At 46.3% G+C, this 26631-nt stretch carries 13 protein-coding genes and 2 pseudogenes; 1 reads left to right on the top strand and 14 read right to left on the bottom strand.

The features are described from left to right. Positions 1 to 36 precede the first annotated feature (36 nt). The 6 genes and pseudogenes from Tanf_RS04675 to Tanf_RS04650 all read right to left on the bottom strand — a co-directional run bounded on the left by Tanf_RS04675 (position 37) and on the right by Tanf_RS04650 (position 9084). Positions 37 to 3225, bottom strand: coding sequence for a type I restriction endonuclease subunit R (locus Tanf_RS04675; RefSeq protein ID WP_080948549.1), 3189 nt, complete (start codon positions 3223 to 3225; stop codon positions 37 to 39). 182 nt (positions 3226 to 3407) lie between these two features. After that, positions 3408 to 4571 carry a DUF3800 domain-containing protein gene (locus Tanf_RS04670; protein WP_046825044.1) on the bottom strand — a complete coding sequence of 388 codons (1164 nt, stop codon included), beginning with the start codon at positions 4569 to 4571 and terminating at the stop codon, positions 3408 to 3410. 10 nt (positions 4572 to 4581) lie between these two features. Next, positions 4582 to 5676 carry a restriction endonuclease subunit S gene (locus tag Tanf_RS14165; RefSeq protein ID WP_080948548.1) on the bottom strand — a complete coding sequence of 365 codons (1095 nt, stop codon included), beginning with the start codon at positions 5674 to 5676 and terminating at the stop codon, positions 4582 to 4584. Between the two features lie 71 nt (positions 5677 to 5747). Continuing rightward, a pseudogene (locus Tanf_RS04660) lies at positions 5748 to 6218 on the bottom strand (virulence RhuM family protein); the annotation flags it as partial. Then, a complete protein-coding gene (locus tag Tanf_RS04655) occupies positions 6205 to 7770 on the bottom strand; it encodes a type I restriction-modification system subunit M (protein ID WP_046825043.1) in 1566 nt (521 codons plus the stop codon). The gene Tanf_RS04655 and the pseudogene Tanf_RS04660, both read right to left, overlap by 14 nt. A 90-nt stretch (positions 7771 to 7860) precedes the next feature. Beyond that, positions 7861 to 9084, bottom strand: coding sequence for a site-specific integrase (locus Tanf_RS04650; RefSeq protein ID WP_046825042.1), 1224 nt, complete (start codon positions 9082 to 9084; stop codon positions 7861 to 7863). A 428-nt stretch (positions 9085 to 9512) separates the two neighbouring features. On the opposite strand from Tanf_RS04650, the pseudogene Tanf_RS04645 reads away from it, so the two are divergent. Next, positions 9513 to 10139 (top strand): annotated as a pseudogene (locus Tanf_RS04645) (TonB-dependent receptor); the annotation flags it as partial. 479 nt (positions 10140 to 10618) lie between these two features. Here the strand turns inward: Tanf_RS04645 and Tanf_RS04640 are convergent. The 8 genes from Tanf_RS04640 to rpoB form a co-directional block, all read right to left on the bottom strand. After that, complete coding sequence (locus tag Tanf_RS04640) at positions 10619 to 11683, bottom strand: AMP-binding protein (RefSeq protein WP_236684387.1); 1065 nt, start codon at positions 11681 to 11683, stop codon at positions 10619 to 10621. Beyond that, positions 11652 to 12761, bottom strand: a complete 1110-nt coding sequence (locus tag Tanf_RS04635; RefSeq protein ID WP_046825040.1) for an o-succinylbenzoate synthase — start codon at positions 12759 to 12761, stop codon at positions 11652 to 11654. Before Tanf_RS04635 ends, Tanf_RS04640 begins: the two co-directional genes overlap by 32 nt. Then, positions 12761 to 13585, bottom strand: a complete 825-nt coding sequence (gene menB / locus Tanf_RS04630) for a 1,4-dihydroxy-2-naphthoyl-CoA synthase (RefSeq protein ID WP_046825039.1) — start codon at positions 13583 to 13585, stop codon at positions 12761 to 12763. The genes Tanf_RS04635 and menB overlap by 1 nt, the downstream gene beginning before the upstream one ends. 18 nt (positions 13586 to 13603) lie before the next feature. Next, a complete protein-coding gene (gene menD / locus Tanf_RS04625) occupies positions 13604 to 15340 on the bottom strand; it encodes a 2-succinyl-5-enolpyruvyl-6-hydroxy-3-cyclohexene-1-carboxylic-acid synthase (RefSeq protein ID WP_236684386.1) in 1737 nt (578 codons plus the stop codon). After that, on the bottom strand, positions 15337 to 16482 hold the full coding sequence (locus Tanf_RS04620; RefSeq protein ID WP_236684385.1) for an isochorismate synthase: 1146 nt from the start codon (positions 16480 to 16482) through the stop codon (positions 15337 to 15339). Before Tanf_RS04620 ends, menD begins: the two co-directional genes overlap by 4 nt. A 395-nt stretch (positions 16483 to 16877) precedes the next feature. After that, on the bottom strand, positions 16878 to 18413 hold the full coding sequence (locus Tanf_RS04615) for a helicase HerA-like domain-containing protein (RefSeq protein WP_046825037.1): 1536 nt from the start codon (positions 18411 to 18413) through the stop codon (positions 16878 to 16880). A gap of 24 nt (positions 18414 to 18437) precedes the next feature. Continuing rightward, a complete protein-coding gene (gene rpoC / locus Tanf_RS04610; protein WP_014225277.1) occupies positions 18438 to 22715 on the bottom strand; it encodes a DNA-directed RNA polymerase subunit beta' in 4278 nt (1425 codons plus the stop codon). A 28-nt stretch (positions 22716 to 22743) separates the two neighbouring features. Beyond that, positions 22744 to 26556 (bottom strand): DNA-directed RNA polymerase subunit beta, encoded by a 3813-nt coding sequence (gene rpoB, locus Tanf_RS04605; protein ID WP_014225276.1) that lies wholly within the window; start codon positions 26554 to 26556, stop codon positions 22744 to 22746. Positions 26557 to 26631 lie beyond the last annotated feature (75 nt).

The following is a 26631-nucleotide window of genomic DNA, read 5'->3' as shown; positions in this document are numbered from 1 at the left end:
ACCGATTTTTATCGGACAACAATGTTTCCAATTATATCATTCAAAGGGTTCGGCTGCCATCATAAGCCTACCTTCTTCGAAATGCGGATACATCTTAACTTGTTGATTCACTCTTGATTTGTCAACAGTATCAGTTTCCGACTCATATTTCTTGAAATTTTCAGCCTGCTCAAAGATTTCTTTAAACACTTCATCTTGTGGTACAGGCGGATATCCATGTTCTGCAAGAATAAGTATTAAGTCCATTTGTAGTTCGGCCTTAATGTCCGAACGATTAGCCCAATCAGTATATTTTGATTTGTCGTCCACCATCTTTTTCACTGCAGCAGCTAACGTAAGTAACTTGTCTTCTGGATATTCAAAGCCAAACTTATGGGCAATACATTTCAGAATATCGTAGAAAGCCTTTTCTTCATAAGTTATTCCCAAGTCTTTAAACGATTTCTTTTCCTCGTTCACTTCTTTCAATAGTTCAGCCATCTTGCTAGCCACCTCGTCAAGCACCTCTTGGGCAAACACGGCATTGTCGCTTCTGTCATTATACTTATTCACCAACTCGTTCAGGCGTTTCGTAAAATCCACACCTTTCATCTTGTTCACCTTCTTAAATTCAGTAATAACCGTACGTAGCAACTTCTCCATTAATTTCACCTTCGTATTGGGCAACTGTAGTCTTTCGAGCCTCGCCATGTATTCCTCGCTCAATAAGTCTAGGTCTTTAGTGTCGGCATTCACCTGTGCCACTTCTTCTACACCTTCCGACTGCAACGCTTCACGAAGCATTTGGCTTACCCTATGGTTCATCTGCGTTACATCGGGGGCATCTCCTTTCGTTATCTTATAAACAATTGCACGCACGCCCGTGAAGAAATGTATGTCTTCGTGTTCTTCTTGATTAATTTCATCGTGGCTTGAACAGAGATTAAATGCAGATTTCAATTTCCTCACGTGTCCCATGAAGAGCGTCTGTGTCTTTTCGGTACGCTGTACAAACTCGGCGGCGCGCTTTAGGCAATCAAGTTGTTGTAAAGGTGTGCCTATGGTGAACATTGAATAGTCAAACTCGGCAAACATTCTGCGCAGAATGTCCAGTTCGTCCTTTACCATCGTTAGCGATTCTTCGATGGTTTCCACATTACTATCCATGTTGCCCCCACCAGCATACTGTTTCAACGCGTTATTCATACTGCTTTTAATGCCGATATAGTCTACAACCAACCCCTTGTCCTTGCCTTCATACACGCGGTTTACACGAGAAATGGTTTGAATGAGTGTATGCTTTTGCAAAGGCTTGTCGATATACATTGTGTCGAGACAAGGCACGTCAAAGCCAGTAATCCACATGTCCACCACGATGGCAATCTTAAATTCCGACTCAGAATCTTTAAATGCTAGGTCTAGTTTCTTTCTGTCGTCATCACTACCCAGTAGATTATAAAGCGTTTCTTCATCATCTTTCGAACGAGTCATCACCATCTTGATGCGTTCTGCCTCCCATGTTGGTCGCAGCGATATAATATGTTTATAAAGGTTGTAGGCTATCTGGCGATTAGAGCATACAAACATCGCTTTACCGCATACGGTGCTACCTTCCTCTATGCGTTTCTCATAATGGTCAATAAAGTCTTTGGCCACAGCAGCCAATCGCTTTGAGTCGCCAATGATTTTATCCATCTGTGTCACAGCTCTCTTGCTCTCTTCAATCTGATATTCGTTGGCGCCTTCCTCAGCGCATTGCTTATAGTAGTTCTCAATCTCTTGCAATTGCTTATGGTCGGCAAACACCTTGGCAGCACGACCCTCATATACAATGCGGCGAGTGATGCCGTCAATCACCGATTCTGTCATTGTATACGAATCCACCACACTTCCAAACACGTCTATCGTAGCATCGATAGGTGTTCCTGTAAATCCAACATACGTGGCATTGGGTAGCGAGTCGTGCAGATACTTTGCAAAACCATAACTGCGCTTCACACCTTTGTCTGTAATCGAAATGTTTTGAGAGATATTTGTTTGCGAGCGATGTGCCTCATCAGAGATGCAGATGATGTTGGCACGGTCAGATAGTAAGTTGATATCTTCAGAAAATTTATGGATAGTGGTTAGGAAAACGCCACCGCTCTTTCTTCCTCTTAACAGTTCGCCCAGCTCCTTGCGTGTTTCCACATTGATAATTGTCTCATCACCAACAAATAGTTTGGCATTTACAAACTGTGCAGCCAATTGGTCGTCCAGATCGGTGCGGTCGGTAATCAATACAATTGTGGGCGAGGCCAAGTGGCGGCTTCGCATCAACATTCTCGTCAGGAACAACATCGTCATACTTTTTCCGCATCCCGTAGCCCCAAAGTACGTTCCACCCTTTCCGTCGCCCTTGATATTGATGTGCGAGTGTCCTAAAATGTTCTCGTAAAGCAAATGCGTTGCAAAAAACTGCGGATAACGGCAAACAATCTTTTGTTCTCCTTTTGAATTGTCGGGGAAGAACACAAAGTCTTTCATTACGCTCAACAGACGCTCCCGTCTAAACAATCCTTCCACCATCGTGTGCAGCGAGCCAATGCCGTCATCCGATTTGTCCGTACTCTCCACCTTACGCCAAGCATAGAAAAAATCGTAAGGCGTAAACAGTGTGCCATACTTATTATTAACGCCATCGCTAATCACCACGAAGGCATTATAACGGAATAAGTTGGGGATGTCTCTGCGATAGCGTACCGTCAGTTGCGTGAAGGCATTCATAATGGTTGTGTCCTCCTTCACCGCACTCTTAAATTCCATCACCACCACGGGCAAACCATTTACATAGACAATACCATCAGGTATGCGTTTCTCCTGACCCACTATCTCCAGTTGATTTACAATTTTGAAGATGTTGCGGTCGGTATGTTCAAAGTCAATCACTTCAACAAACAAGTCTGGCTTTGATGCATCCTCACGTTTAATGGCAAAGCCTTCCGTCATCAGTCTATATATTTGTGCATTCTGCGCATAAAGCGAATCCCCATTGTCTGCTTTCAGTCTAGCTATTATACGTTCCGCCTCTAATGCAGTTATGCCCTCTTCGGCATAACGTTCCATCAAAAATAGTCGTAGGTCGTCCAACAGCAGAACCTCAGACAACTCTTTATGAATTGTCTCACCATTCTTATACACATATCCCTGCTGCTCCAGCAGTTCCATGATGGCCATTTCTAATGCGTGTTCGTTGAAGTGTGACATAAGTATTATCTATTAATCATTTTTTTTAAGCAATCACTTTAAACCCAATTGCTTTTTCTAAAAACCAACTATAAGCTTTTGACCAAGATTCTCGTTTGTGTAGATTTCGTGAAATCATTTGCCTCATGAGGCCACGCAGATCTCAGATCAATTATTCTTGTCATTATGTATAACTTGTCCATCTATTTATTATTATCTTGAAACATGTTTGCTAAAATTTGGTATTCAGTTTTTTGGAACAGATCAACGTTTCCAGACGTTCCCAACTTGATAATGTCGTTGCACTTCTTTAAGCGCGAAAGCATTGGAAGAATAATAGTTATACCACGATTAATAAAATCATTTAACTCTTTTTCCGAAGAAGGTATTTTATAGCCATCAGGACTACTAGAAATAATCACTCCGCTATCTCTAAGTTTTGCTATGATTTTTGCCCGAAATACATGAATAGTCATCTTGTCAAACCCTAAATAGCAGAGTTGGTTTATTAACTCCTTTGTTGGAATATACTTGCGTGGAGACCTGTTCATAAAACGGAACAACAAATACTCAAGAACTGCAATCTTTTGCTTTTCTTCTACATTATCAGAACCTTTATGAGTTTCGATATAAAATTTAGCTTTCCGATAACAAATGTCTGCAATTTGAGCATTATATAGAGGATCTAAATCATTATGTTGAATATCAAAGTTCGCAAAGGTTTGCGGAAACTCCTTAATCATAAGAATTTTAGACGACAATATTGATTTATAATTATTACCATTTGCCCTTTTCTTCTTATGCTCATCATAATTATAGGCAAGTGAACCTGCAACAATATCAGCTACCTGGATTATCAAATTGTCTTTGCTGTCTTCAAACCGGAAAAGACTTTTATCAAAAAAAGTCAATGGAACTTCACGTTCTCTTATATATCTGGCAAAAGACTGTAAGTATTCATTTTGTCCTACCTCATCTGCAACAATAACTAAATTACTGAAACTAGTTCTCAATTCTTGGTAGACAAGATTATTGATAAACTTATAGAAAGAAGGTTTAAATCTCAACCCTGATTGTTCGTGAATCTTTCTTTTATCACATACTAATACAAGTATTTTAAAAGGCAACGCTTTCAGTTCATTTAATATCGAAATACGCTTGCGATGATCTTTTCCTATGCGGCTTGATTTAATCTCACCATTAGGAAAATATTTATTTCGGATTGTTTCAACATTTTCTTTTACCACTGGAATATCATTTTCATCTACAATGATAGCAGTTATGATAAAATGTGTAGTGCAACCTTCATTCTCAAAATTATAGCCGAAGGCACCAAACTCATCTACATAAGCATATTTTGTAATCATAAACAATATATTATTGCACCATCTTCGCTAAAAGCAAAGACTGTAACTCGGTTAGTTTTTCGTTTTCTTGTTTATACAAGATTATATTTTTATATAGTGTATCAACTTTATGAGAGAAGTCAATGCAAATATCTATTTCGGGTATCATTACTTCAAACGATTCAATATTGTTAATCGTTATCTGAGCTTGTGCTGAGCCTGAGCGTAATGCCATTGTATCTGAAACCAGCAAATGATAGTACAAGTATTCTTTTATGAATCGCTCTTTTGTCTCAATGGAAATAGCAAGATTTGATAGGAAACATTCTTTGGGGGACATATAAATTTTACCCGCTCCGGCATCACCACGAGCAATAATTACGATTGTTGGCTCTTTTAATGAGTATTCGTTTGTGTATCCTGTTATGCCATAACCGCTAAAAACAGGATATGGAAACTCAACACTTTTTGTATGCTTGACTGCGAGTCTCCCATACTTAAATGTAGCAACCTCCCCCAACGTCCCCATTCTCCATCCATCAGGCAGATTTTCTTTATCTATGTTGTCGACAAACATTTTACGATAGAGGGCTTGGGCTGTTTCTTCTAGCGTTTTGATCATCTGCTCATTTAGGCGAATGCGATGGGATAGCGTTTTGTATTCATTTACGATTTCACATTGGCGTTCGATGGTGGGGATTGGGAGCCGCACTTCACACAATTCATTCCAATCGAAAATCTCACGAGCGCTACCATGCGAATGAAAACGGGCATAACGGTCGAACTCTGGACGGCGAAACCACATCAACAAATATTCAGGCAACAGTTGTTCGTGGTCAATTACCTCAAAAACAGTATAAGCCTGAGAGATTATAGCGTTATCATAAGCATCCAACAAGGCAATCGCAATTTTATCCCCGCGGCGTGAAGTGTCGGAAATATACACAAACTGTCCTCGCTCTACAATTTTGTAAGCAGACATATCTGTGCCAATGATATTGGCAATAGATGGCATAAACTCCTTTGATATGCTTACGCCCAGTAAGTTCGTCACCTTCAACTCCCGATTACGAACATTCACCTCTCTGATAAAATCGCCTAAACGTTTATACTCCGCTTTACTCATAGTTGTTTTTGTTTATCAGGTTAACCACAACTTTCACCATAACGTCCTTTTCTTCTGTTCGGCTCTCGGCAATCATCAGCGTGAGCGCAACAAGGGTGCTGTATGGTGCGCCCAAGCATACCAACCAGTTGGCGCAACTCGCCAATCTGCTCCTTGCGCATACGCTCGTTCACGGCATAGCCCTTAATGAGATATTGCTTTAACACATTGTTGGCCCAGATGCGGAAAGCAGTACCGCGTTTGCTTTTTACACGGTAGCCAACGGAAATGATGACGTCAAGGTTGTAGTATTTAACCTTACGCGAGACTTTTCTTTCTCCTTCATTTTGAACAGTCAAGTATTCCTTGACAGTTGACTCTTGCTCCAGTTCGCCCTCCCTAAAAACATTACCGACATGCAGACTTACATTCTGTTTGGTGGTTTGAAAAAGCTCCACCATCTGAGCCTGTGTAAGCCACACCGTTTCGTTCTCCAGGCGTACATCCACCTGCGTCTGCCCGTCCTCAGACTGGTATATCATGATTTGATTATTCGAGTGCATAGCCTAATGAATTAAATAGTTCCTTCAACTGCAATTTGTTCTCTTCCTCCTGTTGCAACAGGTCGCGCATTTCTTGTTGCAATTGCTTCATCTTGGTGTCAAAGTCCACTTGCTCATCGCGATTACAAAACTCGATATATTTGCTTGGTACAAGGCTCCAACCTTTCTGCTCTATCTCTTCCGTAGTGGCAGAGTAGCAATATTCAGGTTCATTGCGATAAGTCTCTTTATGGCCTTCGCGTTGCCAGTTGTGGAAATTCTTAGCTATCTGGCCTATCTGTTCAGTAGAGAACTGAATATATTTCTTCTCAAACGGCTCGCCCCATTGGCGCAGGTCGATAAACAGCACTTCGTTCTCGCGATTACGATAACGTACCAGCTTACCATTCTGTTCCACCATGCGCGCTTTCTTATTGTTGTTAAGAATCCAAAGCGTAACGCTGATGTCGGTAGAATAGAACATGTTACGAGGTAAAATCACAATCGCCTCCACCACGTGGTTCTGGATAAGCTGCTTACGAATAGCCAACTCTGTTCCATCGCCACTCAATGCACCATTCGCCAACAGAAAGCCAGCCGTGCCATTGGCAGATAGTTTACTTACAATGTTCAATATCCACCCATAGTTGGCATTGCTAGTTGGGGGCGTATCATACCCCAACCATCTAGAATCGTCCACCAACTCGTTATCTGCCCGCCAACCTTTCTGATTGAAGGGTGGATTTGCCATAATAAAGTCGGCTTTCAAGTCCTTGTGTTGGTCATTGTGAAAGGTGTCGGCAGCCATCTCGCCCAAATTACAGGCTATACCGCGAATGGCGAGATTCATCTTTGCCAGCTTGTAAGTGGTGTTGGTATATTCTTGCCCATAGACAGAGATGTCGCGCTTGTTGCCATGATGCGCCTCTATAAACTTCATACTCTGCACAAACATGCCACCAGAGCCACAACAAGGGTCGTAAATCTTTCCACGATAAGGCTCTATCATTTCGGCAATCAGGTTTACAATGCTTTTAGGGGTGTAGTATTCTCCTTTGCCCTTGCCTTCGGCTATGGCAAACTTGCCAAGAAAATATTCGTAAACCCTACCAATGAGGTCGTTTTCTGGGTCTTTCAGCGTGTCAAGCTTGTTAATTTCATCGAGCAAGGCAGCAAGTTTAGTACGGTCAAGTGAAAGTCCGCTGTAATAGTTGTTTGGAAGAGCACCTTTTAGTGTTGCGTTGCTCTGTTCCACTTTTGCCAAAGCCTTGTCTATTTTGATGGCAATATCGTTCTGTTTAGCATTCTCAATAAGATAATCCCAACGACTTTCTGGTTCTAGGTAAAACACATTCTTGGCATTGTAGAACACCGGGTTGTCGGTAAAAGCCTCTTTCCCCTCTGCTATCAATTCATTGCGTCGCTCCATAAAGCGGTCGTAAGCATACTTCAGGAAGGTGAGACTCAACACTACATGCTTATATTCTGAAGGCTCAACAGAACCACGTAACTTGTTCGCTGATTCCCAAAGCGTTTCTTCGATTGTCTTGGACTTTATCTGTTTCTTCGCCATTGTTTTTTTGCTTATTTACCACCCATAACATGGATGTTTGCAGGTATGCAAAAATAATCATAATTTGTTAAATAACGACAAAAGTTATAGCTATAATTTCAATTCTGGCAAACTATTGATAGCCTCCGACTTCAACTTATCCACAGCACGAGTATATTTTTCGGTGTGTTTCAACCCACTATGCCCTAATAAACTGGCGACAGTTTTGATGTTAGCGCCATTGTTTAGTATGTTCACTGCAAAGCTATGGCGAGCGCAATGCCAACTGATGTGTTTATTGATGCCTGCACGTTTTACCCACCGTTTCACAGATTTGCAACAACTCTCATAAGATGGAAGATTGAATATGGAGGTATTCAAATCGTCAGGTGCCTCACCAACCAATGACAATAATCCATCATTCAGAGGAATGACCACACCACTATGTGCTGAATGCCCTTTAGTTTTGTTCTGCTCAAATTTCAAAAGACGATTAGTGTAATCTATGTTCTTATAAGTCAAGTCTTTCACATCGCAGAAGCGTAGCCCACAATACAGACAAAGGATAAAGGCTCGCCTGACATTGGGATTTTCATTATCATAATGGCATTGAATCAGTGATTGTATCTCATCCATTGACAACACATCTTTGCGCAAAATCTGTTCATCTACTTTGCAAACCACCCCCTTGCAAGGGTCTTTCAACATCACTTCGTGGTCGATAGCATAACGCACCACTTTCTTGAAACGCTGGTAAATACTCTTTGCTCCCTCACCCACACTTCTTGATTGCAGATATTCAACAAAGTGTTCCATCATATCTTTGGTTATCAAGTCGGGCTTAATGCCAAACTCATAGAGTGGGTATTGCTCTTTCAGAAAATCCTTAAAACGATTCAAGGCTATCTTTATCATTCGCAGGTCTTTCTTGGTGTAACTGTCAATATAAGCCTCATAATAGTCCAAGAAATTGATATTTCTATCCTTCTTCAAACGATAGCCAAGCATGCTCTCCTTAAACTGCTGTTCACGCTCTGCACGGATCTTGGCAGCCAGTTCAAGCGTTTCTTTGTTCTGTTGCCGTTCCACAGGGGTACGGGGCTTAGCTATCAAATACAACTGCAAATTCTCTTTTCGCCTGTTGTGTTTAATGTGAACTTTGGGCTTACCTGTCATTTTGCCTGTTTCGTACAAAACGGGATTGCTGTTGTCATCTAAAACTGGTGTTTCTTCTCTACCGAGATAATACTCCAGATACAGACTTATCCGACCATCAGAAAGCACATTTTGCTCCAATTTCGGGTTTTCCTTTGCTTTATTTTCTAACTTTGCCATAATTGATAGTTATGTACCTGAATGAGTATAGAACCGAGTAAAATCATTAACTCATTTATTTTCAGATGTTTTCTTATTTTGCAAAGATACTAAAAAGTTCCGAATATCAAAGTGTACTAAAAGTGTACTATTCAACCAAAAACAGGTAAAAATGAGCAAAATTGCCAAATATAAGAAAATTATAAATAACTGATTGTCAGCATAATATATTCTTTTTGTTTCTCTTATTATACATACTTTGTACCGGGTCTGGGTACGAAACAAATATCTAAAAAGTTGATTATTAAACGATTGATTTTTTCTTGTTTTAGGGATATTCCCAAATAGTTTCCAGCTATCCCGCGATCCATGGGTACATGAAAGTATAGACTTTGCTTGGTGGAACAAGGTAAAAACAGTATCTTTGAATCAATAAACAAGAACAATTTCTTTCAGAGCAAGTGCCCGGATTATTCACTACCTCGCGTGGGGTCATGGGTTACGGTGTATCGAACGGTGCGGCAGGTGGTATATCACTACGCGGACTTTCCGGAGATAACGCAAGACTGATGGTGCTGATAGACGGACATCCGCAGTATGCCGGTATCTTTGGACATCCGATAGCCGACGCCTATCAAACCTTGTTGGCAGATCAGGTGGAAGTGCTTCGCGGTCCGGCCTCCGTGCTCTATGGTTCCGATGCCATGGGAGGCGTTATTAACATCGTTACCCGTAAGATGCACGAAGACGGTGTGCGCACCCATCTACATACCGGCTACGGTTCTTACAATACGCTGGAAACGGAACTGACTAACCGCATCCGCAAAGAACGTTTCTCCGGCGTCCTTTGCGGTTCGTACAACCGGACCGACGGGCATTGTGAAAACATGCCCTTTGAACAGTATAGCAGTTACGTCAAGTTGGGCTATGAACTGAACGACAACTGGAATACTTATGCCGATGTGAACGTGACGCACTTCAATGCCACCTATCCCAGTCCCGCATCCGCCCCGTTGTTGGAAGGCGACCAGCACATTACACGCGGTGTGACCTCCTTTGCTTTGAAGAACCGTTACGAAGGGTGGCTGCCCCCGAACATAAGCTCTACGCCGGAGCTGCATTCTCGAAAGACCGCTGGAATGTATCGACTGGACTTCAGCACATCGCAGGACTTTACACTTCTACTGCCCCTGTCGCAACGGAAAATTTCGTTTTGTGGAATCTTTGCGCTTCGTTCCGTGCTGCTCAATGGCTTGGTTTCTGGGTAAGAGGTGAAAACCTGCTGGCACAAACATATGAAATGAACGCCGGATACCCGATGCCCCGCGCTACGGTGATGGCAGGTCTTAATATTAACTTCTAAAACATTAGGTAACCAAAAATATGAATTGGTCAGACTGGATTGATGGTTTTGATGAAGATTGCCGCCGTAGCTGTGGCGTTTGGCGCGGTGGCTTTTCTCTTCAAAGAAACGTTATTTGCTGTCATCCTTACGCCCCCAAAAACCAGGTAGGTCCCTGTACCGATTGTTGAATGAAATTAAAGCACTACAACCTCAAGAGTTATTCTTTCGGAAACGGATAATCTTTCCGGATTTCGTCCTCGGAATGCGTTCCCTATATATAATCTCCCGGGGGATGGCATGACGGGGCAACAGTCTCCTGAAAACCGCATCCATCCTCCTGCGCTTTTCCGGTGACCACTCCATATCCTCCACCACCATAACGATACGTTCCCCGAGACGTTTATCGGGCAGAGAACTGATATAAAAAGGGACTTCCATCTCCCGGAAAACGAGGTCTTCCAGTTCCTCGGGGGAAAATTTGATCCCCCCGCTATTGATTACGTAATCCAAACGCCCTTTCCACACGAAATGCCTCTCATCTACGAACTCCACCATGTCCCGGGTGCAAAACTCCGAGTCCCGAATATGGGGAGCATGTATGCAAAGACATCCGGATTCGTCCCGGCGGAAACGCACTCCTTCCAAAGCCTCGAAACAAGCGGAAGCTCCCTCTCCGTTCAATCGCATAAGAGCCGTATGGGATGCCGTTTCCGTCATTCCGTAAGTAGCGAAAAAACGGGTGGGAATATCCGCCAACCGCTCTCTCGCAGTCCGTGCCAGGGGGCCTCCTCCTATCAAAAGATTTTCTACCTTTTCGAACCGGTGGTATTCCCCCGAAGACAGGATGTCCTCCACTTGCAGGGGTACGAGCGCTCCGAGTTTGACCTTCGTATGCAGGGAGGAAAGAGGCAAAGAAGAGGGAGATTCCGGCAACAGAACGGCCCCTGCTTCGAATGCCCTCACCACCATCATTTTACCGGCTATATAAGAAAGCGGAAGAGAGAGCATCAGTACGGAATCCCGGGATATGTCGAAAAAAGCATTGGTCAGCCGTGCCGAAGCCGCCATCGCTTTTTTAGGCAGACGGATAAGCTTGGGCATACCCGTAGAGCCGGAAGTACGCACCTCTATAAAATTCCGGGAATCGCACCATTCCGATACGAATGCACGCAATGCGGATTTCCACGGAACATCATCTCCCAAGGCACCGGCGGCTATCTCCCGCAAACCGAAATACCTGTCCTCATACAGAATTTTCATAAGTCCCTGTTCCATATCCGTTTACAATCCCCCCGTTCCCGTATCTTTCCCGGAACAAGGCCTCGACATCGCAACGGGAAGGTCTCTTCCCTGCGGCATATCTCAAATAACCGCCTTCCGTATAAAGAGGCGTATCCGTATTATTCGTAAACAAAGCGCCCGTACCCAATCCCTGAGGCAGGGGATTCCCATGAATATAGGTCCACTGGGCAATGGCATTCAGGCCTATATTCGACTCCAGAGCGGAAGTGATCCACCACGCTATCCCCATGGATTCGGCAATCCTTATCCATTGCTCCGTGCCGTAAAAACCTCCGACAAGTGAAGGCTTGAGCACGATACAGGCCGGACGGATATAAGCTAACATCTCCCGTTTGGAAGTTTCATCGTATAAGCCTATCAATTCCTCATCCAAGGCCACGGCAACAGGGGCATTCGCCGCAATCCTGCGCATAGCCCCGTAATTCCCGGCCCTGACGGGTTGCTCCACCGAATGGATACCGAAGGCGGATAAACGTTCCAATTTATACATCGCCTCCTCTTCTTCGAAAGCCCCGTTCGCATCGAGACGGATAACGGCATCCTTCCCGAATTTCTCCCGGACCATCCGTACCAAAGCGAGTTCCGATTCGAAATCGATAGCCCCGATTTTAAGTTTTATACAGCGGAAGCCCTCCTCCAGTTTCTCCTCCACACGCCTTCGCATAGCTTCGAAGCTCCCCATCCATATCAAACCGTTTATGGGAATCCCCGCCTCGCCGGAAGTGAAAGCCGAAGGAAAAAGCAATCCCCCGCCCTCGAAGTCGGCAAGCGCCGTTTCCATCCCGAAACACAAAGAAGGATATGCCTGCCAGGCGTCGGGAGTAAACTCGCAAACGCCGTTGCAAACCTCCGCCAGCCGCTCTTCGTAATCCGCTCCCTCTTCCGCACTCAATCCCCGGAATAAAGCCGCCTCGCCGTAACCTGCCCGAGAGGGGAAAGCATCGTCGTATACCCTCACGAAATAAGTCTGCTTGGTATGCAAAACGCCCCGCGACGTCCCTGCCGGCTCCTTGAATTTCAAGGTATAGGGGATATAATCGGCCTTAAGCATCAACCCGGGAATTTAGGGAACTTGTCGAAATCCGGAGTCCGCTTTTCCAAAAAGGCATTTTTCCCCTCCTGAGCTTCTTCCATAAGATAATACATAAGGGTGGCATCCCCTGCAAACTCCATCAATCCTCTCTGACCGTCGAGCTCCGCATTCAAAGCCCGTTTAATCATCCGGATCGCCATCGGACTCCGGCTCAATATCGTCTTGCACCAGTCCACCGTTTCGTCCTCCAACCTCGCGGCAGGTACCACCCTGTTTACCATCCCCATAGCTTCGGCCTCCGCAGCGGTATACTGACGGCATAAAAACCAGATCTCCCTCGTCTTCTTCTGACCTACACAACGGGCAAGATAAGAAGAACCGAAACCTCCGTCGAAACTCCCGACCTTGGGGCCGGTCTGTCCGAAACGCGCATGCTCGGCCGCTATCGTCAAATCGCATACCACATGAAGCACATGCCCTCCTCCTATGGCATAACCGTTGACCATGGCAATGACGGGCTTGGGCAGAGAACGGATGGCCTTATGCACATCCAATACATTCAATCGGGGAACTCCTCCTCCGTCGATATATCCTCCCATCCCTTTCACATGCTGATCTCCTCCTGAACAAAAAGCCTTATCGCCGGCTCCGGTCAAAACGACTACGCCTATATCCGGACGCTCCCTGCATATATCCATGGCATCCAGAATTTCGGCATTCGTCTGCGGCCGGAAAGCATTATAAACCTTAGGCCGGTTGATGGTTATCTTGGCTATTCCCTCGAAATACCCGAATAAAATATCCTCGTATTTCTTTATTTCCTTCCATTCTCTCATATTCATCTATTTTAATTGTAAGTTCTATCGGTTTACGGGGTAAGACTCCCCCGAAATATATGTAAAATACGATTTCAATACAGGGGCGTTTTCAAACCTCGGCGTTTCCACCTCGAGCAGGACCGCCCTGTCGCCGGATGCGAAAAACGAAGGCAACACCGTTTCCAGTTCTTCGGCGGAAGCGGCCTTCATATACCTCCATCCGTAAGCTCCGGCCATTTCCCTTACGGGAACTTCGAGCGGAGTCTCGAAACAGGTCTCCAATTCCTTCAAAGAATCCGGCCCGGGAATAAAACGGAATATCCCGCCGCCGCCGTTACGCATCACGATCACCCGTATCCGCCCGTTTACATAAGGCATCCACAAAGCATTGGAATCGTACATAAAACTCAGATCTCCCGTAATCAAAAGGGTGGTCCCGGAATATACTTCGGAAAACCCCATTGCCGTGGAAGTGGCCCCCTCGATTCCGTTGGTTCCGCGATTGCTCCATTCTCCTCCCGCATAATGCGCGTGTTCGAATAATTGGAGATAACGTACGGGCGTGGAATTAGCCGCATGCAAAGCAGCATCATGGGGAATATGCCGTAAAATCACTTCGAAAGCCTTGAGGTCGCTCCATCCCGCATCCGCCATAAAAGTGCGGTGCAGAAGGTCTGCCTTCCGTTTTATCCTCTGCCACGAACCGGCATAGGAAACTCCTTCCGGTGAGAGGAACTTCGGCGCCTTGTCTATTAACCGTCCGGCAAATTCCTTCCAAAAGCCCGAAGCTCCCGTACATATATGATGGGTAAGCGCACAGAAAGTGTCCGGAGCCGGGAACCTCTCGTCTATCCCCCAATGCTCCGCCGGTTTCGCCCTCCGTAAAAAAGTTTTCAACATACGGGAAACCAACGAGCCTCCGAAAGAAATAAGGAGTTCCGGATAAAGCGATTCGTCTTCTCCGGCTACAGCCAATACCCGGTCTACCGTACATATCCCCGTATCCGTATGGATATTGGAGAGACTCTCGGCAAACAAAACCGTATGGGGAAATTTGCATATATCCTGCAATGCGACGGACACGTCTTCGTCGGGAGGATAAAAACCGGCGACGATCATCACTCTGGGAGCTTCCAAAAACCGCCTTACGAGCATATCCCATACCTCTTCCGGCAATTCTTGCCGTTCCCTGACCAGCGTTATCGCCCGCTCTTTTCCGGAATATCCGGAAGAAATCCCGTATAGCGGTTCGCAAAACGACATATTGATGTGCACGGGTCCTCGCCGGGGCATCAGCGCATGGTTCAACACCTCATTCAAACGGCGATTGGCATACCATGCCGAGGCGGAGGTATCGAATTCCGCTCTCAGGCTGCAATACGACTTAACGAAACCGGCCATAGCTCCCTCCTGTCGAATCGTCTGTCCCTCGTCCTGGTCGATCCATTCGGCCGGACGGTCGGCCGTTACCGCGACCAAAGGAATCCCCCTGTAAAAAGCCTCGGCAACGGCAGGAGCATAATTCAACATGGCCGTCCCCGAAGTACAAACCAATCCTACGGCTTCACCCGAGGCCAAAGCCAATCCGAGAGCGAAAAAACCGGCGGAACGCTCATCCGCAATCACGTATTTCTCGAAAGCGGGATTCCGGGAGAAAGAAAACAGAAGAGGTGCATTTCGCGAACCGGGCGACATAACGAGTTTACGTATGCCCTTCATCGCGAATAAATCCATCAATACGCTTACGCCTTTCTTATCCGAATAACCCGAATCCATCATCTTGCATTATCATTAAAATTCGCCTTATCTCCGACGGAATGTATTCCAAGCACATTCAAAAGAGTAGCCGCCTTATCCGAGGTCTCTTCCCATTCGTCTTCGAATACCGAATCTCCGTTTATACCTCCTCCCACATAAAGCCGGAATGCTCCGGGAAACAGTTCCATTGAGCGGATGTTCACATACAATCTTGCAACATCCTTACCCACAGGCCCCAAATATCCTCCGTAAAATTTGCGTTCATGCACCTCGACCTCCCGGATACACGCCAAAGCTTCCTTACGGGGGAATCCGCCGAGTGCCGGGGTAGGATGAAGCACCTTGGGCAAGCTTTCTAAGCCGTCTCCGGTCAAAGCCGTAAAATCCGTACACAAATGGCAAATATTCCCGGCCATAAAGGTGCGGGTCTCCGACATCTCTACGCTGCGACAACGATTTTCAAGCACTTCCCGGATATAGTCCCTGACCACTCCCTGCTCTTTTATCTCTTTTTGTGTCCACGGCTTAAGCAACTCGCCTTCGAAAGATACGGGCCTGGTTCCGGCCAAAGCCATCGTCTTCACGCGTCCTTCCGCATAATCCAACAGGAGTTCCGGACTCGCTCCCGCCCATACTCCCTTTCCCGGAATAAAATAGAGAAAAACGAAAGCATGGGGATAAGCCCTCCGGAGCAACTCCCAATAAGAAAAAACGTCGGAGAATCCGGAATCGCCCTTCTTAAGGGTCAAGGTGCGGGATAAAACCACCTTTTCCAATACCCCGGAATCTATCCGGCGCATGATTTCCTCAAAAGCCGTACGGTAAGCTTCCTTATCCATATCTCCGGATTCCGGACAAGGCATACGGATACCGGAGAATACGGCATCCTTCAAATCCCGCACCGCCTTATCCGTCAAATCTCCCCCGCATTCGAATTCCCCGGGAATGAAGTAAGCCTCTTCTTCCGAATCGAAAGGAGCCGTAACAAAACCGGGAACGGAAAAATCCGCCGTCTTACGCTCTATTCGTCCGCTCAGCGAAACTCCGAAACCAAGCCGTCCTCCCTCCCGCTCGGGCAAACGATATAAATAAAACGGCACGAAAGAATCCAGACAATGAGTCACCGCCTCTTTCATACCCACAGGAAGATATTTCTTACACATACTGCAAACATAGAAAAAAGCTGAATTTCCCCGAAAAAAAAATGACAAAAAATACGGATTAATTAAAGAGGATGCGCCCCAACATTACGTTTTGACACATCCTCTTTTATGGGAGGCCGCACTGCCGATATGAACAAACTCCGTATGACAGGTTTTGAGTGCCTTTGACGCCTTTGTAATCTGCTGTGCCGAAGCATTCACAAGGAATTGCAGCCCGCCATCAGCGCCAAGAGCGTGTCTCGGAATTGTATTTTATCTGATGAGTTTCCCAATCTAACAATGCGGCTTTACTCATTCTTCTTTGTCTGCAAATATAATAGATTTTTTAAAGAAATCCAAATAATCTCGAGAAAAAAGAGCAAAAAACAACATTGGATATCAAAACAAGAAGAGGATCACTTCATCAATGATCCCAGCAGGCCGCGACCAAACTTAAACAAAGCATTGACTACCTCGCGTTTAGCCTTAGTCGAAGCCATCTTGGTCAAGCTACCCATCACGCTATTATCTTTTTCACGCTTGCGCTGACGCTCCAATCGCTCACGTTCGACACGTGCTGCGCGTTGTTGACGCTCTAACTCCTTTTGTTGCCTGATCTCCTCTTTCTGACGCACGGCTTCTTCCTGCGCCTGCCGTGTCCGGGCCAATCGACCGGATAAAATCTCAAAAGCCGATTCACGGTCTACCGATCGTTCATATTTACCGAATACGAGCGAGGTCTGCATCATTCGTCGACGTTCGTCCGGAGTGACAGGGCCGGCCTGTCCTTCCGGAGGAAGGATGACCGCACGTTCAACCATTGTCGGGCTGCCTTTTTCGTCAAGAAACGAAACGAGGGCCTCTCCTACCCCAAGCTCCGTAATGACCTTCTTCGTATCGAATGCCGGATTCTGTCGGAAGGTCGATGCAGCCGTAACCACCGCCTTCTGATCGCGAGGCGTAAAAGCACGTAACGCATGCTGCACACGGTTCCCCATCTGTCCCAAAATCGTTTCAGGCACATCAAGCGGATTTTGCGTACAGAAATATATACCTACCCCTTTCGAACGGATCAGACGGACCACCTGTTCGATTTTCTCCAACAACGCTTTCGAGATATCGTTGAAGAGCATATGCGCTTCATCAAAGAAGAAGACAAGTTTAGGCTTGTCCGGATCGCCAACTTCGGGCAGCTGCTCGAAAAGTTCGGAAAGCAGGTATAATAAAAAAGAAGTATAAATTTTAGGCGAGCGAATCAGTTTATCGGCTGCAAGTATATTGATGACCCCGCGTCCGCCCTGCGTCTGCATAAAGTCGAATATATCAAACGCCGGTTCTCCGAAGAATACGTCGCCCCCCTGTTCCTCGAGTGCCAACAGTCCACGCTGAATCGCTCCGATGCTGGCCGGCGAAATATTGCCATACGATACCATATATTTACCTCGTTCCGTACCGAGATGTTCGAGCATTTTACGCAAATCCTTCAGATCGATCAACAAGAGCTGCTCATTGTCAGCGATGTGAAAGGCGATCGTGAGCACACTGCTCTGTATGTCGTTCAAATCAAGCAGACGGCTGAGAAGCACGGGTCCCATCTCGGAGACCGTCGTACGCAACGGATGTCCCTGCTCTCCGAAAATGTCCCAGAAACATACTGGAAAGCCGCGGTATTCGAAGCCTTTCTCTGCAAGACGATTCCGGTCGACACTTTTTTGCAGATGCGGATTGCTGCCTCCCGGCCTGCTAACCCCGGAAAGATCGCCTTTGATATCCGTGGCAAACACGGGAACCCCCATACTACTGAAGGTTTCAGCCATATTTTGCAAGGTACACGTCTTTCCCGTACCTGTAGCTCCCGTAATCAGCCCATGACGATTCGCCATTGGGGGGAGAAGACAGATATCCTGCCCTCCCGCAATGGCAATAAGCGCTTTTTGATTCTTCGCCAACATAAGAGTGCTATTAGGAATGAACCTTTACTTATCCATCTCTACCTCCGAAAGATCGACCACATTGGCACGGCTGGCCGCAATCCGGTCGAATTCCTCCTTGGCGCCAACGGTCAGTTTTTCATATTCACGCTGCCCGGTTCCGGCCGGGATCAAATGACCGCAAATCACATTTTCCTTCAACCCCTCGAGACGATCGATTTTTCCACAGATCGCCGCTTCATTCAGCACCTTGGTTGTCTCCTGGAATGAGGCGGCCGACATAAAGCTGGAGGTCTGCAGAGCTGCGCGTGTGATTCCCTGCAGGATCTGATTCGTTGTTGCAGGAACGGCATCCCGCGCTTCTACCGGTTTTTTGTCACGACGTTTGAGCATACTGTTTTCGTCACGAAGTTTACGCGCCGTGACAATCTGTCCCGCATTAAGCGTTCCCGAATCACCGGCATCCGTCACCACTTTCTTACCCCAGATGCGGTCGTTCTCTTCCATCACTTCGAGCTTGTCAACGACCTGCTGTTCGAGAAAACGAGTATCTCCCGGATCCACGACTTCGACCTTGCGCATCATCTGACGAACGATCACCTCAAAATGCTTGTCGTTAATCTTCACTCCCTGCAGACGATAAACATCCTGTACCTCGTTCACGATATATTCCTGAACGGCCGTAGGGCCTTTGATCGCCAGAATATCGGATGGAGTAATCGCGCCGTCGGAGAGCGGCATGCCGGCGCGTACGTAATCGTTTTCCTGCACCAGCAACTGTTTCGACAAGGGAACCATGTACTTCTTCACCTCTCCAAGCTTCGAAGTTACCATGATTTCACGATTACCGCGTTTGATTTTTCCAAAACTGATCTCACCGTCAATCTCCGAAACAATCGCCGGATTAGACGGGTTACGCGCCTCGAACAACTCCGTAACACGCGGCAATCCACCTGTAATATCACCGGTTTTACCCACCGCACGCGGAATCTTTACTAACACCTCACCCGCTTTGATCATGTCGCCTTCTTCCTTGACCACATGAGCACCCAAAGGCAATGAATAATTCTTCAATAGCTGATTCTCAGCATCCAAAACATGCGCAGCCGGTACCTTCGTCTTATCTTTCGACTCGATGATGATCTTCTCTTTCAATCCGGTCGTTTCATCACTTTCAATCTTATACGTCACATTTTCATCCATGCTTTCGAAAGTAATCTTTCCTGCAACTTCGGAAACAATCACCGCATTGAACGGGTCCCATTCGATAATCTTATCTCCCTTCCGAACGGTTGCTCCATGCTCGAAGAATAGCTTCGAACCGTAAGGGATATTATGATTATGCAAGATAATTTTCGTATGAGGATCTACGATACGCAGCTCCGCCAAACGACTGACTACGATCTTGCACTTTTCCGTTTCCGAATCGACGGCACGCAGCTCATCAATCTCAAGTACTCCGTCGTATTTCGAAACCAAACTGTTCTCCGTCGCAATATTCGATGCGATACCGCCGACGTGGAACGTACGAAGCGTCAACTGTGTTCCCGGCTCACCAATAGACTGTGCGGCAATGACACCAACGACTTCACCTTTCTGCACCATTTGTCCCGTTGCCAGGTTACGCCCATAGCACTTCGCACAAACGCCCTTCTTCGACTCACAAGTCAGTACCGAGCGAATTTCTACACTTTCAATCGGTGAGTTTTGAATTTCCATTGCTTGCTCCTCTCGAATTTCCTCGCCCGACTTAACGATGGTTTTTCCCGTAATCGGGTGAATAACATCGTGAACCGATACACGACCGAGGATGCGTTCGTAAAGCGATGCAATCACTTCTTCATTGTTTTTCAATTCCGTACAAGTCAGCCCGCGCAATGTGCCGCAGTCCTCCTCATTGATGATCACATCATGTGAAACGTCGACAAGACGACGGGTCAAGTAACCGGCGTCAGCTGTCTTCAGCGCCGTATCCGCCAACCCTTTCCGGGCGCCGTGCGTCGAGATAAAGTACTCCAGCACCGACAATCCCTCTTTAAAGTTCGACAAAATCGGGTTTTCAATGATTTGTCCGCCCTCACTTCCGCTCTTCTGCGGCTTGGCCATCAATCCGCGCATTCCCGAGAGCTGACGAATCTGTTCTTTCGATCCGCGTGCCCCGGAATCCATCATCATATAGATGGAGTTGAATCCGTCATCGTCAGCGCTGAGTTGCTCAATCAGGGTCTTCGACAAACGGCTGTTGACGTGTGTCCACGTATCGATAATCTGATTATAACGTTCGTTATTCGTGATGAAGCCCATGTTATAGTTCGCCGTAATCTGTTCCACTTCATCATACCCTTCTTTCACGATCTCGTCCTTTTCCGGTGGGATCAGCACATCGGCCAGATTGAATGACAAACCGCCTTTGAAGGCCATATAATACCCCAGATTCTTGATGTCGTCAAGGAACTGCGCCGTACGCGCCACACCGCACACTTTGATCACACGGCTGATGATATCGCGCAGGGCTTTCTTTCCCCAAACCTCATTAATATATCCAACTTCATCCGGTACATATTCATTGGCCATCAAACGACCGACAGACGTTTCCACCATCTTTCTGACCATTCCGCCTTCCTCATTCAAGTCGTTCACATAGACCTTAATCGGCGCATGAATATCCAACTTTTTCTCGTTGTATGCGATCATTGCCTCCTCAGGTCCGTAGAAAACAAGTCCTTCGCCTTTCGCTCCATGCCGAAGTTTTGTGATATAATACAAACCGAGCACCATATCCTGAGAAGGTACCGTAATCGGGGCCCCATTGGCGGGATTCAGAATATTATGTGAAGCGAGCATCAGCATCTGCGCTTCAAGCACGGCTTCGTTACCGAGCGGCAAATGGACCGCCATCTGGTCACCGTCAAAGTCGGCATTGAACGCCGTACAAGCCAGAGGATGCAACTGTATTGCCTTCCCTTCGATGAGCTTGGGCTGGAAGGCCTGAATACCCAAACGGTGCAATGTCGGAGCGCGGTTCAGCAATACCGGATGTCCTTTCATCACATATTCCAGAATATCCCATACGACCGGCTCTTTGCGATCTACGATTTTTTTGGCGGATTTGACCGTCTTAACAATGCCCCGTTCGATCAATTTACGAATGATGAACGGCTTATATAACTCAGCAGCCATGCCTTTCGGCAGACCGCATTCGTGCATTTTCAACTCAGGTCCGACGACAATCACCGACCGTGCGGAATAGTCGACACGTTTTCCCAACAGATTCTGACGGAATCGTCCCTGTTTTCCTTTCAGACTGTCTGAAAGCGATTTCAGCAGACGGTTGGCATCCGTTTTCACAGCGCTCGACTTGCGCGAGTTGTCGAACAATGAATCGACAGCCTCCTGCAACATTCGTTTTTCGTTTCGAAGAATGACTTCCGGGGCACGGATATCGATCAACCGTTTCAGACGATTGTTACGGATGATCACACGACGATACAGATCGTTCAAATCGGAGGTGGCAAAACGGCCTCCATCGAGCGGAACAAGCGGACGCAATTCCGGCGGGATAACGGGAACCACCTTAATAATCATCCACTCCGGCTTATTCCGACCTTTCGACGCACGGAACGATTCAACGACCTGCAAACGTTTCAACGCTTCATTCTTTCGTTGCTGCGAAGTGTCTGTTGTTGCATGATGACGCAGATCGTAGGATAAGGTATCCAAATCCAAACGAACAAGTAAGTCGTAAATCGCTTCTGCCCCGATCTTTGCGATAAACTTGTTCGGGTCGGTGTCCTCAAGCATCTGATTTTCTTTCGGTAAAGTATCGATGATATTCAGATATTCTTCCTCGGACAACAGGTCCATGTCATTGACACCTTCCGCGGCCCCTTTCTGAATCACGATATACCGTTCATAATAGATGATCGAATCCATTTTCTTGGTAGGCAGTCCCAACAGATAACCGATCTTATTCGGTAAAGAACGAAAATACCAGATATGCGCCACCGGAACAACCAACTGAATATGTCCGGAACGCTCGCGGCGCACCTTCTTTTCCGTCACTTCCACACCGCATCGATCACAGACAATCCCCTTATAACGAATACGCTTATATTTTCCGCAATAACATTCGTAATTTTTCACCGGGCCAAAAATCCGTTCACAAAACAAACCGTCGCGTTCGGGTTTGTATGTACGGTAATTGATCGTTTCCGGCTTCAATACTTCTCCGTACGAGTTTTCGAGAATCTCTTCCGGCGAAGCCAATCCGACGGTAATCTTCGTGAACTCACTCTTTATCTTATTTTCTCTTCTAAAAGCCATATTTTTCTATTTTATAAAGAGTTATCTTTTAATCTAATGTAAGACTTAAACAAAGGCCTCTCAATTCATGAAGCAAAACATTCAACGACTCGGGAATACCCGGTTTAGGCATATTCTCTCCTTTCACAATCGCTTCATACGCTTTCGAACGGCCGACCACATCGTCCGATTTGATCGTCAGGATTTCTTGCAAGATATGAGCGGCACCGAAGGCCTCAATTGCCCAGACCTCCATCTCTCCGAAGCGTTGACCGCCAAACTGTGCCTTACCTCCTAAGGGCTGCTGCGTAATCAACGAATAGGGGCCGATGGAACGAGCGTGCATCTTATCGTCGACCATGTGTCCCAGCTTCAGGAAGTACGTGACTCCCACCGTTGCCGGCTGATCGAAACGCTCTCCCGTACCGCCGTCATACAAGTAAGTCTTACCATAACGCGGGAGGCCTGCTTTATCAGTCCATTCATTCAAATCGTCGATCGACGCCCCGTCGAATATCGGCGTAGCAAATTTCACATCGAGTGTCTTTCCTGCCCATCCTAAGACGGCTTCGAAGATCTGTCCGAGGTTCATACGTGAAGGTACACCCAACGGATTCAAACAAATATCCACCGGTGTGCCATCCTCAAGGAAAGGCATGTCTTCCTGACGTACAATCTTCGAAACGATGCCTTTGTTCCCATGACGTCCAGCCATCTTATCGCCGACCTGAATCTTACGTTTCTTGGCAATGTAAACTTTTGCGATCTGCACGATTCCCGTAGGCAACTCGTCTCCAATCGTGAGATCGAACTTCTTCCTGCGCAACTCGGCATCTAATTCTTTATACTTCTTCAGATAATTAACAATCAGCTGCTTGATCAACTCATTTTTATGGGCGTCGGTCGTCCATTTACTTACTTGCACCGTGTTATAGTCCAATTCTTCCAAGGCTTTACGCGAAAACTTGGCACCACGGGCAATCACCTCCGTATTCAGATAGTCCTTTACGCCCTGCGAGGTCTTACCGTTTGTGAGCTCCTGCAACTTATCGACAAGCAAACTTCTCAATGTGCCCATCTTCTCTTCGTATTCTTCGTCCAATTTCGGCAGCACCGCCTTATCGGACATACGAGAATTGCGTTTTTTTATCATCTTCGAGAACAGGCTCGTTTCGATAACGACTCCTTGCAACGAGGGCGTTGCCTTCAACGAAGCGTCTTTTACGTCGCCGGCCTTGTCTCCGAATATTGCACGTAACAATTTTTCTTCGGGAGAAGGATCGGACTCTCCTTTCGGGGTGATCTTTCCGATCAGGATATCCCCGGGTTTAACGTGTGCGCCTACACGAATGATACCGCGTTCGTCAAGGTCTTTGATGGCCTCCTCACTCACGTTGGGGATATCGGAAGTCAATTCTTCCATACCACGCTTCGTTTCACGTACCTCCAAAATATACTCATCCACATGAACCGACGTAAAGAAATCCTCACGTACCATGCGTTCATTCAGCACTACAGCGTCCTCATAGTTATATCCCTTCCAGGGCATATAAGCGACCTTGACGTTGCGTCCCAAGGCAAGTTCCCCGTTTTGCGTCGAATAGCCTTCCGTCAAGATGTCTCCGGCTTTTACCCGTTGACCGCAACGACAAATCGGACGCAAATCGACCGTTGTACTTTGGTTCGTCTTCCGCCATTTCGGAATGGTATACGTCTTCACCGCATCTTCAAAACTTACAAATTCTTCGTCTTCCGTACGGTCATATTTAATCTTGATACAGGTAGCATCAACAAAGACGATTTCGCCCTCTCCTTCTGCGATAATCTGGGTACGAGAATCACGGGCTACCTGCGCTTCAATACCGGTTCCGACAATCGGGGCATCGGTACGAATCAACGGTACGGCCTGACGCATCATGTTCGATCCCATCAAGGCGCGGTTCGCATCGTCATGTTCAAGGAAAGGAATCAGCGCCGCCGCAATCGAAGCGATCTGAGTCGGAGCAACGTCCATCAAGTCGACTTTCTCCGGCTCTACCACAGGAAAATCGGCCTCATATCTCGATTTCACCTTATCACGCACAAAACGTCCGTGATCATCCAGCGGAGCGTTTCCTTGTGCTACGATTTTGCTTTCTTCTTCTTCTGCGGTATAATACTCCAAGGCCTCCTCCGAAAAGTTTACCCTTCCTTCTTCGACCTTACGGTAAGGAGTCGAGATGAATCCCAACTCATTGATTTTCGCATACACACAAAGCGAAGAAATCAATCCGATATTCGGGCCTTCCGGCGTTTCAATCGGACAAAGACGTCCGTAATGCGTATAGTGAACGTCACGCACCTCGAATCCGGCACGCTCGCGCGATAGGCCTCCGGGACCTAAGGCCGACAAACGACGCTTATGGGTAATCTCTGCCAACGGGTTCGTCTGATCCATAAATTGCGACAGCGCATTCGTCCCGAAGAAAGAGTTCACAACCGACGAAATCGTTTTGGCATTGATCAGATCAATCGGTGTAAAAACCTCGTTATCACGAACATTCATCCGTTCACGAACCGTACGCGACATACGCGCCAAACCGATTCCGAACTGGTTGTATAGCTGTTCACCGACCGTCCGGACACGACGGTTACTCAAATGGTCAATATCATCTACCACCGCCTTCGAGTTGATCAATTCAATCAGATATTTGATAATCTCAATAATATCTTCTTTCGTTAGAACCCGGATGTCTTCGCCGGTGGTCAATCCTAACTTACGATTTATACGGAAACGCCCCACATCTCCCAAATCATAACGCTTTTCGGAGAAGAACAGGTTCGTAATCACTTCTCGAGCACTGGCTTCATCCGCCGGCTCCGCATTACGTAATTGACGATAAATATACAATACGGCTTCCTTCTCGGAATTGCTCGGATCTTTCTGAAGCGTATTGTAAATGATCGCATAATCAGCCAGATTCTGATCTTCACGATGCAACAGGATATATTGCACCCCAGAATCTATAATTTCCTGAATACTGTCTTCGCTTAATTCCGCTTCACGGTCGATAACAACATCATTTCGTTCGATGGAAACAACTTCACCCGTATCTTCATCGACAAAATCTTCCACCCAGGTCTTCAACACGCGAGCCGCTAACTTCCGCCCGACATATTTCTTTAAGTTCGTTTTGGTTACTTTGACTTCTTCTGCCAGATTGAATATTTCGAGAATATCCTTGTCACTCTCGAAACCGATTGCACGCAACAACGTCGTTACGGGTAACTTTTTCTTACGGTCGATATACGCATACATGACATTGTTGATATCCGTTGCAAACTCGATCCATGAGCCTTTAAACGGAATAATACGGGCAGAATATAATTTCGTTCCGTTGGCATGCGTACTTTGTCCGAAAAACACACCGGGCGAACGGTGCAATTGTGATACGACGACACGTTCGGCTCCGTTTATCACAAACGTACCCCGATCAGTCATATAAGGTATCGGTCCCAGATAGACGTCTTGAATCACCGTATCGAAATCTTCATGCTCCGGATCGGTACAATACAATTTAAGTTTAGCCTTTAACGGAACACTGTATGTCAGTCCGCGTGCAATGCATTCATCAATGGAATACCGAGGCGGATCTACATAATAATCCAAAAACTCCAGCACAAAATTATTTCGTGTATCGGCAATCGGGAAGTTTTCGGAAAACACTTTATACAAACCTTCCTTTTTTCTTTTTTCGGGCGGCGTATCAAGTTGTAAAAAGTCTTGAAATGACTTCAATTGTACTTCGAGGAAGTCCGGATAAGCAAGGAAGTTCTTGATCGAAGCAAAATTTATCCTTTGAGTTTGAGCTGCAGAAGACATTTAGTTAGTAGTTAGGAATTGTTTTTGAACTTGTAATGAAATAGACGCAAAAAGGTTAAGAATCCCCGACGTACG

It is taken from the genome of Tannerella forsythia, assembly GCF_001006485.1.
GTDB classification, from domain to species: domain Bacteria; phylum Bacteroidota; class Bacteroidia; order Bacteroidales; family Tannerellaceae; genus Tannerella; species Tannerella forsythia.
Note: the sequence above shows the minus strand (reverse complement) of the source record. Positions and strands in the feature narration are given on the sequence as shown.

Bases quoted from the DNA above. Each gene is read 5' to 3' on its own strand.
- Tanf_RS04675 (WP_080948549.1), bottom strand. From the start codon at position 3,225: ATGTCACACTTCAACGAACACGCATTAGAAATGGCCATCATGGAACTG.
- Tanf_RS04670 (WP_046825044.1), bottom strand. From the start codon at position 4,571: ATGATTACAAAATATGCTTATGTAGATGAGTTTGGTGCCTTCGGCTAT.
- Tanf_RS14165 (WP_080948548.1), bottom strand. From the start codon at position 5,676: ATGAGTAAAGCGGAGTATAAACGTTTAGGCGATTTTATCAGAGAGGTG.
- Tanf_RS04655 (WP_046825043.1), bottom strand. From the start codon at position 7,770: ATGGCGAAGAAACAGATAAAGTCCAAGACAATCGAAGAAACGCTTTGG.
- Tanf_RS04650 (WP_046825042.1), bottom strand. From the start codon at position 9,084: ATGGCAAAGTTAGAAAATAAAGCAAAGGAAAACCCGAAATTGGAGCAA.
- Tanf_RS04640 (WP_236684387.1), bottom strand. From the start codon at position 11,683: ATGGAACAGGGACTTATGAAAATTCTGTATGAGGACAGGTATTTCGGT.
- Tanf_RS04635 (WP_046825040.1), bottom strand. From the start codon at position 12,761: ATGCTTAAGGCCGATTATATCCCCTATACCTTGAAATTCAAGGAGCCG.
- menB (WP_046825039.1), bottom strand. From the start codon at position 13,585: ATGAATATGAGAGAATGGAAGGAAATAAAGAAATACGAGGATATTTTA.
- menD (WP_236684386.1), bottom strand. From the start codon at position 15,340: ATGATGGATTCGGGTTATTCGGATAAGAAAGGCGTAAGCGTATTGATG.
- Tanf_RS04620 (WP_236684385.1), bottom strand. From the start codon at position 16,482: ATGTGTAAGAAATATCTTCCTGTGGGTATGAAAGAGGCGGTGACTCAT.
- Tanf_RS04615 (WP_046825037.1), bottom strand. From the start codon at position 18,413: ATGTTGGCGAAGAATCAAAAAGCGCTTATTGCCATTGCGGGAGGGCAG.
- rpoC (WP_014225277.1), bottom strand. From the start codon at position 22,715: ATGGCTTTTAGAAGAGAAAATAAGATAAAGAGTGAGTTCACGAAGATT.
- rpoB (WP_014225276.1), bottom strand. From the start codon at position 26,556: ATGTCTTCTGCAGCTCAAACTCAAAGGATAAATTTTGCTTCGATCAAG.